Annotated in this window: 19 protein-coding genes; 10 read left to right on the top strand and 9 right to left on the bottom strand. The window is 67.5% G+C overall.

The window, feature by feature from the left end:
* Positions 1–205: 205 nt before the first annotated feature.
* Positions 206–1,060 carry an endonuclease domain-containing protein gene (locus JF543_RS10100; RefSeq protein WP_206823956.1) on the top strand — a complete coding sequence of 285 codons (855 nt, stop codon included), beginning with the start codon at positions 206–208 and terminating at the stop codon, positions 1,058–1,060.
* Between the two features lie 108 nt (positions 1,061–1,168).
* Here JF543_RS10100 and JF543_RS10095 read toward each other — a convergent pair whose 3' ends face one another.
* The 4 genes from JF543_RS10095 to JF543_RS10080 are packed head-to-tail and all read right to left on the bottom strand — an operon-like array spanning position 1,169 to position 3,142.
* Positions 1,169–1,729: a GrpB family protein gene (locus JF543_RS10095; protein ID WP_206823955.1), complete on the bottom strand. Its 561-nt coding sequence runs from the start codon at positions 1,727–1,729 to the stop codon at positions 1,169–1,171.
* Positions 1,730–1,758: 29 nt separating this feature from the next.
* Entirely contained in the window at positions 1,759–2,574 is an 816-nt protein-coding gene (locus JF543_RS10090; RefSeq protein WP_206823954.1) for an SURF1 family cytochrome oxidase biogenesis protein, read from the bottom strand.
* Positions 2,571–2,768: a hypothetical protein gene (locus JF543_RS10085; RefSeq protein ID WP_206823952.1), complete on the bottom strand. Its 198-nt coding sequence runs from the start codon at positions 2,766–2,768 to the stop codon at positions 2,571–2,573. The genes JF543_RS10090 and JF543_RS10085 overlap by 4 nt, the downstream gene beginning before the upstream one ends.
* Positions 2,765–3,142, bottom strand: coding sequence for a DUF3099 domain-containing protein (locus JF543_RS10080; RefSeq protein ID WP_206549691.1), 378 nt, complete (start codon positions 3,140–3,142; stop codon positions 2,765–2,767). The genes JF543_RS10085 and JF543_RS10080 overlap by 4 nt, the downstream gene beginning before the upstream one ends.
* A 140-nt stretch (positions 3,143–3,282) precedes the next feature.
* Between JF543_RS10080 and JF543_RS10075 the strand changes: the two genes are divergently transcribed.
* The gene (locus JF543_RS10075) at positions 3,283–3,993 is read left to right on the top strand and encodes a beta-ketoacyl-ACP reductase (RefSeq protein ID WP_179410672.1); all 711 of its coding nucleotides are present in this window, start codon (positions 3,283–3,285) and stop codon (positions 3,991–3,993) included.
* Positions 3,994–3,999: 6 nt separating this feature from the next.
* Here JF543_RS10075 and JF543_RS10070 read toward each other — a convergent pair whose 3' ends face one another.
* The 3 genes from JF543_RS10070 to glgC form a co-directional block, all read right to left on the bottom strand.
* A complete protein-coding gene (locus tag JF543_RS10070) occupies positions 4,000–4,698 on the bottom strand; it encodes an alpha/beta fold hydrolase (protein WP_179410673.1) in 699 nt (232 codons plus the stop codon).
* A 105-nt stretch (positions 4,699–4,803) separates the two neighbouring features.
* Complete coding sequence (gene serB, locus JF543_RS10065; protein ID WP_179410674.1) at positions 4,804–5,439, bottom strand: phosphoserine phosphatase SerB; 636 nt, start codon at positions 5,437–5,439, stop codon at positions 4,804–4,806.
* Between the two features lie 54 nt (positions 5,440–5,493).
* Positions 5,494–6,735, bottom strand: a complete 1,242-nt coding sequence (gene glgC / locus JF543_RS10060; RefSeq protein ID WP_179410675.1) for a glucose-1-phosphate adenylyltransferase — start codon at positions 6,733–6,735, stop codon at positions 5,494–5,496.
* A 46-nt stretch (positions 6,736–6,781) separates the two neighbouring features.
* On the opposite strand from glgC, the gene glgA reads away from it, so the two are divergent.
* From glgA to JF543_RS10045, 3 genes are all read left to right on the top strand, one after another.
* Complete coding sequence (gene glgA / locus JF543_RS10055) at positions 6,782–7,966, top strand: glycogen synthase (RefSeq protein ID WP_206823950.1); 1,185 nt, start codon at positions 6,782–6,784, stop codon at positions 7,964–7,966.
* Between the two features lie 18 nt (positions 7,967–7,984).
* Positions 7,985–8,770, top strand: a complete 786-nt coding sequence (locus JF543_RS10050) for an ABC transporter ATP-binding protein (RefSeq protein ID WP_206820421.1) — start codon at positions 7,985–7,987, stop codon at positions 8,768–8,770.
* Between the two features lie 111 nt (positions 8,771–8,881).
* Positions 8,882–9,136: a type B 50S ribosomal protein L31 gene (locus JF543_RS10045; RefSeq protein WP_179410678.1), complete on the top strand. Its 255-nt coding sequence runs from the start codon at positions 8,882–8,884 to the stop codon at positions 9,134–9,136.
* An 85-nt stretch (positions 9,137–9,221) separates the two neighbouring features.
* Here the strand turns inward: JF543_RS10045 and JF543_RS10040 are convergent, their stop codons facing one another.
* Positions 9,222–9,527, bottom strand: coding sequence for a hypothetical protein (locus JF543_RS10040; RefSeq protein ID WP_179410679.1), 306 nt, complete (start codon positions 9,525–9,527; stop codon positions 9,222–9,224).
* 33 nt (positions 9,528–9,560) lie between these two features.
* Positions 9,561–10,271 carry an exonuclease domain-containing protein gene (locus JF543_RS10035; protein WP_206823944.1) on the bottom strand — a complete coding sequence of 237 codons (711 nt, stop codon included), beginning with the start codon at positions 10,269–10,271 and terminating at the stop codon, positions 9,561–9,563.
* Positions 10,272–10,345: 74 nt separating this feature from the next.
* Between JF543_RS10035 and JF543_RS10030 the strand changes: the two genes are divergently transcribed.
* The 5 genes from JF543_RS10030 (at position 10,346) to ettA (ending at position 14,657) form a co-directional block, all read left to right on the top strand.
* Entirely contained in the window at positions 10,346–10,969 is a 624-nt protein-coding gene (locus JF543_RS10030) for a LysE family translocator (RefSeq protein ID WP_206549696.1), read from the top strand.
* A 51-nt stretch (positions 10,970–11,020) separates the two neighbouring features.
* Positions 11,021–11,542: a peptide-methionine (S)-S-oxide reductase MsrA gene (msrA, locus tag JF543_RS10025; protein ID WP_206823942.1), complete on the top strand. Its 522-nt coding sequence runs from the start codon at positions 11,021–11,023 to the stop codon at positions 11,540–11,542.
* A 152-nt stretch (positions 11,543–11,694) separates the two neighbouring features.
* The gene (locus JF543_RS10020; protein WP_206823940.1) at positions 11,695–12,246 is read left to right on the top strand and encodes a single-stranded DNA-binding protein; all 552 of its coding nucleotides are present in this window, start codon (positions 11,695–11,697) and stop codon (positions 12,244–12,246) included.
* Between the two features lie 92 nt (positions 12,247–12,338).
* Positions 12,339–12,869, top strand: a complete 531-nt coding sequence (locus JF543_RS14420) for a DUF6993 domain-containing protein (RefSeq protein ID WP_224817917.1) — start codon at positions 12,339–12,341, stop codon at positions 12,867–12,869.
* Between the two features lie 108 nt (positions 12,870–12,977).
* Complete coding sequence (gene ettA, locus JF543_RS10010; protein ID WP_179410684.1) at positions 12,978–14,657, top strand: energy-dependent translational throttle protein EttA; 1,680 nt, start codon at positions 12,978–12,980, stop codon at positions 14,655–14,657.
* Positions 14,658–14,687: the final 30 nt, after the last annotated feature.

The raw sequence follows: 14,687 nt of genomic DNA, 5'->3' as shown, positions 1-14,687 counted from the left end.
GTGGTGGTGCTGCTGCCCATCGCCGCCTGCCGCCGCACATCTTCGGAGATCTGCACATTCTCGGAGCGATCCGGGCGACAGCATCCGATGTTGTGCAAATCTGCGCGTGAACGACGTTGTCCCCATCCTCGGATGCTGACGCAGTTCTCCACAGAACACGAGAATCGTGGCAGGCAGGGGGCCCGCAACGCGTCATGCTCGGGGCATGAATCCGTTCGAACGCGCGCAGCGCGCGCACCTCGCCGTCCGAGCGCACGGTGGCGTCGCCCGCGTGCAGAGCCTGAAAGCGCAGGCCGTCAGCCGACACGACGTCGGTCTCGCCGTCGACGCCGGCACGATCCATCGCGTCCGTCGCGGCTGGGTTGCCCTACCGGACGCCGATCGGATGCTGGTGGATGCTGCGCGGCACGGTGCCGTGGTGAGCTGCATCAGCCAGGCGCGTCGGCTGGGCCTGTGGGTGCACGAGGAAGAACCGGGAGTGCACTGGGGCGCTTCGCCGGCTGGCGCCGGGGGAAAGCCCGACGATGTGCGCGTGCACTGGGCGAAGCCGCTGGTTCCGCGTCATCCCGATGCGTTGGAGGACTCCATCGAGAACGTGCTGGCGCTCGTGGCAGACTGTCAGCCGTTCGAACGCGCGCTGGCGACATGGGAGTCCGCGCTCAACAAGAACCTTGTGCAGCGCGACGTGCTGGACCGGTTGCCCCTCAAGAAGGTCGCGCGAGAGGTGCTCGCGACGGCGATCCCGTTCGCGGACCCCGGGCTTGAGACCTACCTGCGGGCGCGGCTGGCGTGGCTGGGGCTGATGCTGACGTTCCAGATCTGGGTCGCCGGGCACCGAGCCGACCTGCTGATCGGCGATCGCCTGGTGCTGCAGGTCGACGGGGCCACGCACACGGGCGCGCAGCGCAATGAGGACATCCGGCACGACGCCGAGCTGCGTCTGATGGGCTACCACGTCATCCGTGTCGGATACCGGCAGGTCATGGAGCAGTGGCATGTCGTCCAGGATCTGATCATGCGCGCCGTGGCGCAGGGGCTGCACCGGGCATCCGCCGTGTGAGGCGGCGGGATCCGCTCGCGGCGCGCGCCACATCTTCGGAGATCTGCACATTCTCGGAGCGATCCGGGCCGCAGCATCCGATGCTGTGCAGATCTGCGCGGATCGGCGTCAGCGGCGGGGGAGGATGAATGACTCCTTGTCGCGGATGTACGCCAGACGGTCTCCGGGATGCCGGTCTGCGAGCCGCCGTTTGAGCGCGCCATACGCCTCGCGATCAACCGGGTCGGCACGCAGGCGGTCGCGGAAGCCGAGGTAGTCCTGCCAGCCGCGCGACTGATACTCGAGGACGTGCACGTTGACGAGCCGGATCATCGGCTCCAGCTCGTAGCCGTACATGCGGTCGGGACGCACGTCCGTGGCATCGCCGCGCAGCAGCATCCCCAGTCCCGACAGCCACCCGTCGAGTGCGTCGGACGGCGTGCCGGGTCGCACACCGATTGCGATGTCCAGGATGGGTTTGGCCTCCAGCCCCGGAACCGACGTGGAACCGATGTGCTGAATGGACAGGACCTCGGTCGGCGCAGTGGATGCCAGCGCTTCGTGCACACCCCGGAATGCCCGTGCCCAGGCATCCGAAGCCGGAGCGACAGCGACGACGCCGCGCCGCAGCCCCAGGCCGGTGCCGGTGAGTGCGTCTGCGAGCCGCCGCGCGGGGTCGGGATGGGACATCCATCCACGCTACCGGCGGGAGGGCGCGCTCAGCCTCGGACGGAGTCGAGCAGGGCGTCCTCGGCGTCGGCGTCGCGGTCGCGACGGCGACGTGGCTCCTGCTGGGGGATCTCACCGGCGTCTTCTTTCGCCCGCACGATCTCGATGCGGATGATGTAGCCGATGAAGGCGAAGCCCATGATCGCAAATAGGATCCACTGGATCGCGTACGACAGGTGGGGGCCGGGATCTTCGGTGGGCTTGTCGAATCCGCCCAGCCCGACCTCGGGCGCGGGGTCTTCCGAGACCAGCCGCCCGTAGGCCCCCGTGATCAGATCGCCGTCGACGCGTTCGTCGATCGTCGGCAGATGGATGGTCGGCACCTGACCCTCGGGAGCGCCACGACCGGATGCCGGTAGCTGTTCACCCGGTCGAAGACGAACGATCACGGTGCTTTCACCGGCCGGGGGAGCGGGGACGGCATCCGGCCCCGGACCTTCACCGGGCCGGACCCAGCCGCGATCGACCAGGAAGAGCAGTCCGGACTGATCCTGGAACGGCACCAGCACCTCGAACGCGCTGGTGCCGCCGTGCGGGCGGTTGCGGGCCAGCAGCTGCTCGTCGGCGAGGTAGTGCCCGTTCAGCTCGACCGGCCGCCACTCATCAGCGGGGTCGAGTACACCGTCGGCGCCGATCAGATCAGACAACGGCACCGGGGCGGCGTCGTAGTTGTCCTCCACGAGCGCGATCTGCGTCGCCCGGGACTCGTTGCGGTCGAACTGCCACTGCGACAGGAAGACACATCCGATGGCGAAGGCGATCCCGACCAGCACGTACGCGCCCCAACGCAGGAGTTTCTGCCTCACGACGGCAGCCCTTCGCTGACCTCGACCGGGAACTCCCGAGTGCGCAGGTAGTCGCTGAGGAATCCGACGTGCTCATCGCATGCCGGCCAGATCTTGCGCCGATCCGCGTCATGGATGCGGGGATTGCGCCACACGATGTGGTGAGTGGCCGCCGCGCGGCAGTCGGCGCGAGCGCACTCGAGATCCTCGGTCATCGATCCTCGTCTTTCGGGACATCGTCGCGGGCGGCGTCGGGCTGCTCGCGGATGGTGAACACGTCTGTCGCGTCGTCAGGATGCGGCTGGGGCATCGCCGACGTCGCCTCGATCTGCATCGTGGGTGATTCGACGTTCGACGGGGTGCTGTCACTCCCGGCGTTGGCGTAGACGACCGCGATGTACGGCAGGAAGATCGCGGCTGCGGCGAACACCCAGGTCCACCAGCCGAACGGCTGCACGAGGGCGATGAGCAGGAAGCAGATCGTGCGGATGCCCATGGTGAGCGCGTAGCGGCGCACACGGTGTTTCGCCTCGTCCTGCGGCGACTGCGGCAGGGAGGTGACAGAGGGGGCATGACGGACGCGTTTCACAGTGCTTCCAGCCTACGCCGCGCACGAGGGCGCGGGATCCGCGGCTGTGCGCGCACAGCCGCTGGCGGGCGCGACGGTGAGCGCGATTCGATCCCTCGGTAGGATGGCCTGCGTTCGTCCCCACAGTCTGGAGCCCGTACATGAGCGCTGATCGCGTCGTCCTCGTCACCGGTGGAAACCGCGGTATCGGCCGCGCCATCGCCGAACGTTTCGTCCGCGACGGCTACCGCGTCGCGGTGACCGCGCGCAGCGGCGAGGGTCCCGAGGGCACGCTCACTGTGCGCGCGGACGTGACGGATGCTGCCGCGATCGACGCCGCCTTCACCGAGGTGGAGGAGAAGCTGGGCCCCATCGAGATCGTCGTCGCCAACGCGGGCATCACCAAGGACACTCTGCTGATGCGCATGAGCGAGGACGACTTCGACAGCGTCGTCGCCACCAACCTCGGCGGCACGTTCCGGGTGGTCAAGCGTGCGTCGAAGGGGATGCTGCGCAAGCGCTTCGGCCGTGTGATCCTCATCTCCAGCGTCGTGGGTCTCTACGGCTCGGCCGGACAGGTCAACTACTCGGCGTCGAAGAGCGCGCTCGTCGGCTTCGCCCGCTCGCTGACGCGCGAGCTGGGCGGGCGGGGGATCACCGCAAACGTCGTCGCCCCCGGCTTCATCGAGACCGACATGACTGCCGAGCTGCCCGAAGAGACGCAGAAGCAGTACAAGGCGAGCATCCCGGCGGGGCGCTTCGCCACCCCTGACGAGGTCGCAGGCGCGGTCGCCTGGCTCGCAGGTGACGACGCCGCGTACATCTCGGGTGCAGTGATCCCGGTCGACGGCGGCCTCGGCATGGGGCACTGATTCCGTTCAGTCGACTCCTACGGCATCGACGAGCAGTTCGGCGAGTCGTTGGGGCGCGGTGAACTGCGGCCAGTGACCCGAACCGATCCGCACGACGCGAGCGTGCGCGATCGAGCGGTACTCCTGACCGAACTCGCCCCATCCCTCGGACTCGGCGTCGAAGCGCGTCTGGTCGTACGCGCCCATAAGCAGCGTCACGGGAACGCCGTGCCTGCTCTCGCGCGTCAGCGGCAGGGGATCGGTCGGCACGCGCGCGGGCACGCTGTGGGTCAGCGGTAGCGTGCGTTCGCGCACGGTGTCGTCGAGATCGTAGACATCCTCGTCGGGAAAGAAATCCCAACCGGGGAACGGCACGACACCGTCGACGAGCGGGAACTCGCTGATGCTGCTGTCGGGCGCCGGGGGGACAGTGTCGACGAACACGACGTGCTGCACCTGCTCGGGACGGGCGTCGGCGGCGCCCCATACGACGTTGCCGCCGCCGGAGTGCCCGACGAGCACCACGGGGTGCTCGGCGGCGTCGATCTGCTCGACCACCGCCGCGACCCAATCGGCCATTCCGATGCCGGACGATTCCGGGGCTGGTGAGCCGACGCCCGGCATCGTGAGCGGGTGAGGGCGATGACCCGCAGCGCGCAGCGCCGGCAGCACCGGGGCCCATGAGGACGCGTCGAGCCACAGCCCGGGGACGAGGATGATGTCCATGCCCGTACGATACGACGCCCCGCCGACATCCGGCAGGGTCATCGCCGCGCAGCTGTATGCGCCCCGAGGTGTCAGGAAAGTAGTTGTGTCAGGGAAGCAGCTGAGTTAGGGAAGCAGCGGGATGACCTCGGAGAGATCCTGCGGCCCGACGACGAGCGCCGCCGCGGCGCGTACCGCGGGCTTGGCGTTGAACGCGAGGCCGAGGCCAGCCGTTGCCATCATGTGAAGATCGTTCGCGCCGTCGCCAATCGCGATCGTCGCATGCGGCGCGACGCCGAGTTCTGCCGCCCACGCCGTCAGCGATGCTGCCTTGGCGGCGGCATCCACGATCTCGCCCTCGACAGCACCGGTGAGCACGCCGTCATCGACCGCGAGGCGGTTCGCCCGCCACCGGTCCACGCCCAGCGCAGGCGCGACCTCGTCGAGGATCTCGTGGAATCCGCCCGATACGACGCCCACGACTCCGCCGCGCTGATGCACAGCATCCGTCAGTTCACGCACGCCGGGCGTCGGTTCGATGCGTGCGCGCACGCGCGCGAACGCCTCCACCGGAACTCCTCGCAGCGCGGCGACGCGCGAACGCAGGCTGTCGGCGAAGTCGACCTCGCCGCGCATCGCGGCCTCGGTGGCCGCCTGCACCTCGGCGCGGCGGCCCGCCTCGTCGGCGAGCAACTCGATCACCTCGTTGCGGATCAGTGTGGAGTCAGCATCGAGGACGACGAGAAAGCGCGCGGCGGTCACCCGTCGAGCGTACCGTCACCGCAAGACGCGGATGCCACCGCGTGACGCGCACCGTCACCGTGCGATGCGGATGCCCTTGCCGACCACCGTGATGCCGGACTCGGTCACTGTGAACCCGCGTTCGAGGTCGCGTTCGCGGTCCACTCCGACGGTGGCACCGTCTTCGAGCACGACGTTCTTGTCGAGCACGGCACGGTGCACCCGCGCGCCCGAGCCGATCTGCACCTGGTCGAGCAGCACCGAATCGGTGATCGTCGATCCTCCCAGCGCGACGCCGCCGACACCGACGACGCTGCGCTCCAGGTGGGTTCCCGAGAGCACCGAGCCCGCGGCGACGACCGAATCGATCGCGTTGCCGATGCGTCCGACCGCATCGCGTACGAACTTCGCCGGCGGAGTGTTCACGCTTTGTGTGCGGATCGGCCACGCCGTGTTGTACAGATTGAAGATCGGCAGCGTCGAGATCAGGTCCATGTGGGCGTCGAAGTACGAGTCGATCGTCCCGACGTCGCGCCAGTACGAACGGTCGCGCGGTGACGACCCCGGTACCTCGTTGCTCTTCATGTCGTAGTACCCGGCCTCGCCGCGCTCGACGAAGTAGGGAATGATGTCGCCGCCCATATCGTGCCCCGAGGTCGCGGACTCGCCATCCGCCTCGACGGCGGCGATGAGGGCATCCGTGTCGAAGACGTAATTGCCCATCGACACGAGCACCTCGTTGGGGGAGTCGGTGAGTCCGACGGGATCGCTGGGCTTCTCGAGGAAGTCGCGGATCCGCCCGGTCTGCTCATCGGCGTCGATAACGCCGAACTGCGAGGCGAGCGCGAGGGGCTGTCGGATGCCCGCGACCGTCGCCGATGCTCCGGATGCCACGTGCGCGTCGACCATCTGCTGGAAGTCCATCCGGTAGACGTGGTCGGCGCCGATCACCACGACGATGTCGGGCTTCTCGTCCTGGACCAGATTCAGGCTCTGCAGGATGGCATCGGCCGACCCCGAGAACCAGCGCTTGCCCAGGCGCTGCTGCGCCGGTACCGAGGCGACGTACGAGTCCAGCAATGCCGACATTCGCCAGTTCTGCGAGATGTGCCGGTCGAGGCTGTGGGACTTGTACTGGGTCAGCACCACGACCTGGCGAAGCCCCGAGTTGATCAGATTCGAGATGGCGAAATCTATCAGTCGATATTGCCCGCCGAACGGCACTGCGGGCTTCGCCCGGTCCGCCGTCAACGGCATGAGTCGTTTGCCCTCGCCGCCCGCGAGGATGATCCCGAAAACCTTCTTGGGTGCCGACATGGCTCCACCATAGAGCGCCCAGGGGGCGTTGTACTAGCGTGCAGTCATGCGCGTCGACATCATCACCAAGGAGTACCCGCCGGAGATCTACGGAGGTGCGGGGGTCCACGTCGCCGAACTCGTCGCCGCGCTGCGTCGGAGCATCGACGTGCAGGTGCGCGCCTTTGGCGCCGATCGGGGCGAACCGGGCACCCACAGCTACCGCACGCCGGCCGAACTGGTCGCCGCCAACGCCGCGGTGCAGACCCTCGGCACCGACCTGACGATGGTCGGTGATATCGCCGGTGCCGACCTGGTGCACAGCCACACCTGGTACGCGAACTTCGCAGGTCACCTCGCCTCGCAGCTGCACGGCATCCCGCACGTGCTCACGGCACACAGCCTCGAGCCGCTGCGTCCGTGGAAGGCCGAGCAACTCGGCGGCGGGTATGCGGTCTCCAGCGGCATCGAGCGGCTCGCCTATGAGAACGCGGCCGCGATCGTCGCGGTCAGTGCCGGTATGCGCAACGACATCCTGCGCAGCTACCCGCAGGTCGATCCTGCCCGGGTGCGGGTGATCCACAACGGCATCGACGTCGAGCGCTGGCGGCCGGTTGACAACCCGGGCTTCCTGGCCGAGATCGGCATGGATCCGACGCGCCCCTCGGTGGTCTTCGTCGGGCGCATCACCCGGCAGAAGGGCCTGCCGTACCTGCTGCGCGCGGCGCAGCAGCTGCCGGCGGATGTGCAGCTGGTGCTGTGCGCCGGTGCGCCGGACACCCCCGAGATCATGGCCGAGGTGCAACAGGGGGTGCAGAAGCTGCAGAGCTCTCGCGACGGCGTGATCTGGATCGAACGGATGCTGCCGCGCGACGAACTGTCGGCGATTCTCACCGCCGCCACCGCGTTCGTGTGCCCCTCGATCTACGAGCCCCTCGGCATCGTCAACCTCGAAGCGATGGCCTGCGGCGCCGCCGTCGTCGGCACAGCCACCGGAGGCATTCCCGAGGTCGTCGACGATGGGGTCACGGGTCGTCTGGTGCCGATCGAGCAGGTGCAGGACGGCACAGGAACGCCCATCGACCCCGATCGGTACGTCGCCGATCTGGCGGCGGCGCTCGCCGAGGTGACCGGCGACCCGCAGCGGGCCGCCGAGTACGGTGCAGCCGGCCGCGAGCGTGCACGCACGCAGTTCAGCTGGGGTGCGATCGCCGACACCACGCGTGCGCTGTACGAAGAGCTCACCTTCTGAGCCGATAGGCTGGACGACATGTCGAGCGCTGTTGAGTTCACCGATGTCGTCGTGCGCCGTGACGGGCGGAACATCGTCGATCACGTGACCTGGGAAGTGTCGGCCGATCAGCGCTGGGTCGTGCTCGGCCCGAACGGTGCGGGCAAGACGACGCTGCTGCAGCTGGCCGACACCCTGATGCACCCCACCTCGGGTACCGTGTCGATCCTCGATGAGACCCTGGGGCGCACCGACGTGTTCGAATTGCGTCCGCGGATCGGCTTCGCCTCCTCGGCCATGGCACGACGTATTCCGCGTGACGAGACGGTGCTGAACACCGTGATGACCGCGGCATACTCGGTCATGGGTCGCTGGAACGAGGCCTACGAGGGGATCGATGAGCGTCGGGCACGGCGCGTGCTCGCCGAGTGGCACCTCGAGCACCTCGCCGAGCGTCTCTTCGGTACGCTCAGCGACGGTGAGCAGAAGCGTGTGCAGATCGCCCGTGCGGTGATGACCGATCCTGAGCTGCTGCTGCTCGATGAGCCGACCGCGAGCCTCGATCTCGGGGCCCGTGAAGAGCTGTTGCACCTGCTCAGTGGATACGCGGCATCGCCCATGACGCCGGCCATGGTCATGGTCACCCACCACGTCGAGGAGATCCCGGTCGGGTTCACCCACGTGCTGTTGCTGCGCGATGGCGCGGTCGTCGCGCAGGGGCCGATCGCCGAGACGCTCACGGCCGAGGCGCTGACCGAGGCGTTCGGCATGCCGATCGCGTTGACGGCAGATGGCGGACGCTACTCGGCTCGCGCGGCATCCTGAGCCGATGGTTCATCACCGGGGCCAAGGACTGCTAAAATAGCTCCTTGGTGCAATCGCGCCACAGACTTCCCTCGTTCCTGGCAGAATCCAGGACACCACGTAAGGAATCCCATGAAGACTGACATCCACCCCGAATACAAGGCCGTCGTGTTCCGCGATCTCGGCTCGGGCGACACCTTCCTCACCCGTTCGACCGTCACCAGCGACAAGACGATCGAGCTGGACGGCGTGGAGTACCCCGTCATCGACGTCGAGATCTCCTCGGCCTCGCACCCGTTCTACACGGGCAAGCAGCGCATCATGGACTCGGCCGGTCGTGTCGAGAAGTTCAACCAGCGCTTCAAGGGCTTCGGCGGCTCCAAGTAAGCCGCACCCTCGAAAGCCCCGCTTCGGCGGGGCTTTCGTCGTTTTCGAGGGTCAGTGACGGGTCCCGCATTCGTGGAGTGTGCCTTCAGATGTCGATGCGGATGCTGCCCTCGTGGATCGTCCACGGTGGGTCACCCGCTGCCGGCGCGGGTGCGGTGCGGCGCGTTTGACGGTCGCGCTCGGCGGCGGCCTCATGCGCGGTCGGGGAGAACACGGCGTCCAGGCCGCTGGTGAGTCCACCGGCGAGCCCACCGCCGGTGACGTACTTCTCCTCCAGAGGTCGTTCGGCGTACATCGTGATCAGACCAAATGTCCCGAGCGCGACGGGAACGCCAACCACCAGTGCGATGGTGCCCCATCCAAGCAGTGTCTCGATGACGCCGGGCTCCATTTTCCCAGCGTACGCCGGGGTGTGGGCGCGGGGTCAGCTTTCTCGCAGGGGCCAGCTGCCGTCCAGCTCTTCACTCGGGTCCAGGCGGCCGACCTTGATGAAGTACTCCGTCAGGCTCGCCGCCTGGTCGCGCGCCCATCCGATCTGCTGGGCGTGCAGCTCTGCCGCGGTCCCGGGCAGCGTGAACTCCCTGGCCAGCGCCAACGCGACGCGGCCCGCAGCCACAGCATCCGCCGCTGCCTCGTGGGCGTCGTCCAGCGGTACCGCATAGTGTTCGGCGACCACCGACAGTGTGCGCTTGCCGCGCCGGTAGCGGTCGTGGGCCTTGTCGATGACGAGCGGATCGATGACCGGCTGCGGTGCGGGCAGCTCGGGTAGACCGTGACGCCGGGCTTCGTGCGCCAGCAGCGAGAAATCGTACGACGCGTTGTATGCCACGATCGGCATACCCTGCGCGAACAGCATCGCCAGCGCTTCGGTGACCTCGGCGACGACCTCGCGCGCGGGACGCCCGTGCGCCCGCGCGTGCTCGGTCGTCACCCCGTGCACGGCGGCGGCGCCATCGGGGATCGGGATGCCAGGATCGGCCAACCAGTCGCGTGCGGCGATCGGCGTGCCGTGGCGGTCGAGCACGCCGACGTGCGCCGTGACGATCCGATCGTGGGTGACATCGACGCCGGTCGTCTCGAGGTCGAACACGCCCACGCGGGTGAGCCAGGTCGGCGGAGGCGTCGTGGTGGTCATTCCTTCACGGTAGGGGAGGGCGCCGACAGTCCCGCGATTCCACGCCGAGCGCCCGCGATCCCTACACTGTGCTGGTGACGTGGACCGTTTGGCTGTCGCTGCTGGCGGCGTGCGTGGTGATCAGCTTCACTCCGGGTGCCGGGGCGATCAACACGATGAGCAATGCGCTCAATCAGGGATGGCGCCGTTCGATGTGGGGAGTGCTGGGTCAACAGGCGGCGCTGGTCGTGCACGTCGCGATCGTCGCGGCGGGTGTCGGTCTTCTTGTCTCGCGTTCTCCGATCCTGTTCGAGGCGATCCGCTACGCCGGTGTCGCGTACCTGGTCTATCTCGGCATCCGCCTCATGATCGCGCGACCCGAGCCCGCGCCGGACCCCGACCGTCCCATCCCGAGGGAGCACGCCTGGTCGATCTTCCGCCGCGGGTTCTGGGTGAACCTGCTCAATCCGAAGGCGATCGTGTTCTTTCTCGCGTTCGTGCCGCAGTTCATCGATCTCGATCGCGATCCGCTGCCGCAGTACGTGATCCTGATCGGCACGGTCATCGTCGTCGACATCCTGGTGATGTGGTTCTTCTTCGCCGCGGCGGCCCGTCCGTTCCGGCGCTATACCCGTCAGCCGCGCGGACAGCGGGTGCTGAATGTGGTGTTTGGCCTGCTCTTCATCGTGGTCGCGGGTCTGCTGCTGATGGTGCACTGATGAGCCGGTCCGCTCGGCGCCGGGGGAGCGTGAGGGGCGTAGCTTAGATGTATGGAAACCTACGTGCTTGCCGGCGGTTGCTTCTGGTGCCTCGACGCCGCCTATCGTCCGCTCCGGGGCGTCCGTTCGGTCGTTTCGGGATACGCCGGCGGTGTCACGCCCTCTCCCTCCTACGAGCAGGTCTGCACCGGCACCACCGGCCACGCTGAGGCCGTCAAGGTGACGTTCGACCCGGAGGAGATTCCGGGCGAAGTCATCCTCGACGCGTTCTTCACGATGCATGACCCACGTCAGCTCAACCGCCAGGGAAACGACATCGGAACGCAGTACCGCAGCGCGATGTTCCCCGCCGATGACGCGCAGCGCGCATTGTTCGAGGCGGCCCGAGAGCGCGCGGCGACGATGTGGGACGCCGACCCGGTCACGACGATCGAGCCGCTCGGCGACTTCTACGACGCCGAGGAGTATCACCAGGACTTCTTCGCGAAGAATCCGACCCAGGGGTACTGCTTGGCCGTCGCCGTCCCGAAGGTGAACAAGGTGCGTGCGCGGTTCGCGCAGTACCTGCGCTGAGCTCACACAGCGGCGTTGTCCGCTTGTTCTCCACAGACTTCTGATCGACGTGAGTTCTCCACGACCCGTGGGAATCCCGCCTGGAGCGTCGGATGCCACCGTGCACGCTGTCATCAGCCGGGCCACGTCCCGGGAAGACAGAGGAGCAGGACATGGCGATGAGAAACGACGTCGTGACGATCACCGGGAACATCGGTAGCGAGCCGACGTACAACACCACGCGCAACGGTGACGCAGTGGTGAACTTCCGTGTGGGATCGAGCACGGGCTACTGGAACCGCGCGACAGGAGCGTGGGTGGACGAGGGGACGAGCTGGTATGCCGTGTCGGCGTTCCGCGCCCTCGCCGAGCACGCCCGGGCGTCGCTGCATCGGGGCGATCCGGTTGTCGTGACGGGTGCGCTGAAGATCCGTGAGTGGGAGAACGACACGCGCAAGGGCATCAGCGCCGACATCGTCGCCGAGGCGATCGGACACGACCTCAACCAGGGCACCAGTGCGTTCGTCCGACGGGCGCGGCATGCCGCGAACACCGATCGACCGCAGCCCGAGGAGGTGGCTCCGCAGGAGGTCGATTCCCACGCCGACGTGGTGTCCGACGAGCACCTGGCGGCATGGGGCGAGCATGGTCTGCATGCGCCGGACGCCGGCGGCGTAGACGCTGACGCCGCCCGCTCCGATCACTCGGAACCGGCGATGGCCTGAATGCGGCGACGCGGGTGCGCCGGCCCGTGTGCAGTGCGAGTCGGCGCATCGCGGAAGCGGTCGGTCCCGTGAACGCGCCTAGACTTCAGAGCGTGCTCCGAGGGTCAACTGCTTCCGCCGCCCGTCCGCGACGTTCGGTCGTGTCGTTCGCGGTGAGCATCGTCGCGCTCAGCGGTCTTCTCGTCGGGTGCGGCGCTCTGCCCTGGCTGACCGCTTCCGAACCGGCACCGGTGGCGACGTCCGTGCCGAGCCCGCCCGTTGAGGGCGACGAGTCGGACGCTCAGGCGTCGCAGCCGGTTCCGGACGGGACCGCCGCCGATAACCTGCCGCTGTTCGCGCAGGTCACGGCCCAGGTGTGGGCCAGCGACCAGCGTTCGTCGGGGCGAGCGTACATCGACGCACTGGTGGCAGTCGGGTTCCTGCGCGAGCACATGCAGGTGACCGCTGACATGAGTACGGTCGGCAACCCCGCGGAGAGCCTGCAGTTCTCAGTCGCGTGGGGTGAGAGCGAGTGCCTCATCGGCCAGGTCGGGCCGTCCACAGGTGAACCGGTGACCGCGGTCATGCCGCAACTCGCCGAGGGGCGCTGCCTGATCGGGCAGACGCGGCCGATCGACTGGTGATCGCGTACCTCGTCTCTGCCTCGAGCGCCCGCGAAGACCGGTAGGCTGGAGAGTCGATCCTCCCGGGGGTCTTTTCCGCGTGCCTGCTGACAGAAGGAGAGCTGCTTCGTGGCCGAGTACATCTATTCCATGGTGCGAGCCCGCAAGGCTGTGGGCGACAAGCTCATCCTGGACGACGTGACCATGGCGTTCCTGCCCGGAGCGAAGATCGGCATGGTGGGCCCGAACGGTGCCGGTAAGTCGACGATCCTCAAGATCATGGCGGGCCTCGACACGCCCTCCAACGGTGAGGCCAAGCTCACCCCCGGCTTCAGCGTCGGCATCCTGATGCAGGAGCCCGAGCTCGACGAGACCAAGACCGTGATCGAGAACATTCAGGACGGCGTGGCCATCAAGGCCAAGGTCGACCGGTTCAACGAGATCTCGGCGCTGATGGCCGATCCCGACGCCGACTTCGACTCGCTGCTGGCCGAGATGGGTGTGCTGCAGGAAGAGATCGACGCCGCCGACGGCTGGGACCTCGACTCGCAGCTCGAGCAGGCGATGGATGCCCTGCGCACCCCGCCGGCGGACGCGCCGATCGGTCCGCTCTCGGGTGGTGAGAAGCGTCGTGTCGCACTGGCGAAGCTGCTGCTGCAGAAGCCCGACCTGCTGTTGCTCGATGAGCCCACCAACCACCTCGACGCCGAGAGCGTGCTGTGGCTCGAGCAGCACCTCAAGGACTACAAGGGCGCCGTTATCGCGATCACCCACGACCGGTACTTCCTCGACAACGTGGCCGAGTGGATCGCCGAGGTCGACCGCGGCCGCCTGATCGGCTACGAGGGTAACTACTCGACCTACCTGGAGAAGAAGGCCGAGCGCCTCGACATCCAGGGCAAGAAGGACGCCAAGCTTGCCAAGCGCCTCAAGGACGAGCTGGAGTGGGTCCGCTCCAGCGCGAAGGGCCGTCAGACGAAGTCGAAGGCACGTCTGGCCCGCTACGAAGAGATGGCGGCCGAGGCCGAGCGCACCCGCAAGCTTGATTTCGAAGAGATCCAGATCCCGGCAGGGCCGCGACTGGGCAACGTCGTCATCGAGGCGAAGAACCTGCAGAAGGGCTTCGGCGACCGCAAGCTGATCGACGGTTTGGGCTTCAGCCTGCCCCCGAACGGCATCGTCGGCGTCATCGGTCCCAACGGTGTCGGAAAGACGACCCTGTTCAAGACAATCGTCGGACTGGAGCCGCTCGACGGCGGCGACCTGAAGATCGGTGAGACGGTCAAGATCAGCTACGTCGACCAGTCGCGCGGGAACATCGACCCCAACAAGACGCTGTGGGAGGTCGTCTCGGACGGACTCGACTTCATCACCGTCGGCAAGACTGAGATCCCCTCGCGCGCCTACGTGTCGAAGTTCGGCTTCAAGGGACCGGACCAGCAGAAGAAGGCCGGCGTGCTCTCGGGTGGAGAGCGCAACCGACTGAACCTCGCGCTGACCCTCAAGGAGGGTGGCAACCTGCTGCTGCTCGACGAGCCGACCAACGACCTCGACGTCGAGACCCTCAGCTCGCTGGAGAACGCGTTGCTGGAGTTCCCCGGTTGCGCCGTGGTCATCACCCACGACCGGTGGTTCCTCGACCGCATTGCCACGCACATCCTCGCCTACGAGGGCACCGATGAGAACCCTGCTCAGTGGCACTGGTTCGAGGGTAACTTCGAGGCCTACGAGGCGAACAAGATCGAGCGCATGGGCCCCGAGGCTGCGCGCCCGCACCGCACGACCCACCGCAAGCTCACGCGCGACTGATCCCTCGCCCCACTCCGGGCATCGCTTCGC

The sequence above is a fragment of the Microbacterium esteraromaticum genome, assembly GCF_017303215.1.
GTDB classification, from domain to species: domain Bacteria; phylum Actinomycetota; class Actinomycetes; order Actinomycetales; family Microbacteriaceae; genus Microbacterium; species Microbacterium esteraromaticum_C.
The sequence above is the reverse complement of the archived record's forward strand: the minus strand, read 5'-3'. Positions and strand labels throughout refer to the sequence as shown.

Bases quoted from the DNA above. Each gene is read 5' to 3' on its own strand.
- JF543_RS10040 (WP_179410679.1), bottom strand. From the start codon at position 9,527: ATGGAGCCCGGCGTCATCGAGACACTGCTTGGATGGGGCACCATCGCA.
- glgC (WP_179410675.1), bottom strand. From the start codon at position 6,735: ATGTCGGCACCCAAGAAGGTTTTCGGGATCATCCTCGCGGGCGGCGAG.
- JF543_RS10075 (WP_179410672.1), top strand. From the start codon at position 3,283: ATGAGCGCTGATCGCGTCGTCCTCGTCACCGGTGGAAACCGCGGTATC.
- JF543_RS10035 (WP_206823944.1), bottom strand. From the start codon at position 10,271: ATGACCACCACGACGCCTCCGCCGACCTGGCTCACCCGCGTGGGCGTG.
- JF543_RS10020 (WP_206823940.1), top strand. From the start codon at position 11,695: ATGGCGATGAGAAACGACGTCGTGACGATCACCGGGAACATCGGTAGC.
- JF543_RS10085 (WP_206823952.1), bottom strand. From the start codon at position 2,768: ATGACCGAGGATCTCGAGTGCGCTCGCGCCGACTGCCGCGCGGCGGCC.
- JF543_RS10070 (WP_179410673.1), bottom strand. From the start codon at position 4,698: ATGGACATCATCCTCGTCCCCGGGCTGTGGCTCGACGCGTCCTCATGG.
- JF543_RS10045 (WP_179410678.1), top strand. From the start codon at position 8,882: ATGAAGACTGACATCCACCCCGAATACAAGGCCGTCGTGTTCCGCGAT.
- JF543_RS10095 (WP_206823955.1), bottom strand. From the start codon at position 1,729: ATGTCCCATCCCGACCCCGCGCGGCGGCTCGCAGACGCACTCACCGGC.
- JF543_RS10050 (WP_206820421.1), top strand. From the start codon at position 7,985: ATGTCGAGCGCTGTTGAGTTCACCGATGTCGTCGTGCGCCGTGACGGG.
- JF543_RS10100 (WP_206823956.1), top strand. From the start codon at position 206: ATGAATCCGTTCGAACGCGCGCAGCGCGCGCACCTCGCCGTCCGAGCG.
- msrA (WP_206823942.1), top strand. From the start codon at position 11,021: ATGGAAACCTACGTGCTTGCCGGCGGTTGCTTCTGGTGCCTCGACGCC.
- glgA (WP_206823950.1), top strand. From the start codon at position 6,782: ATGCGCGTCGACATCATCACCAAGGAGTACCCGCCGGAGATCTACGGA.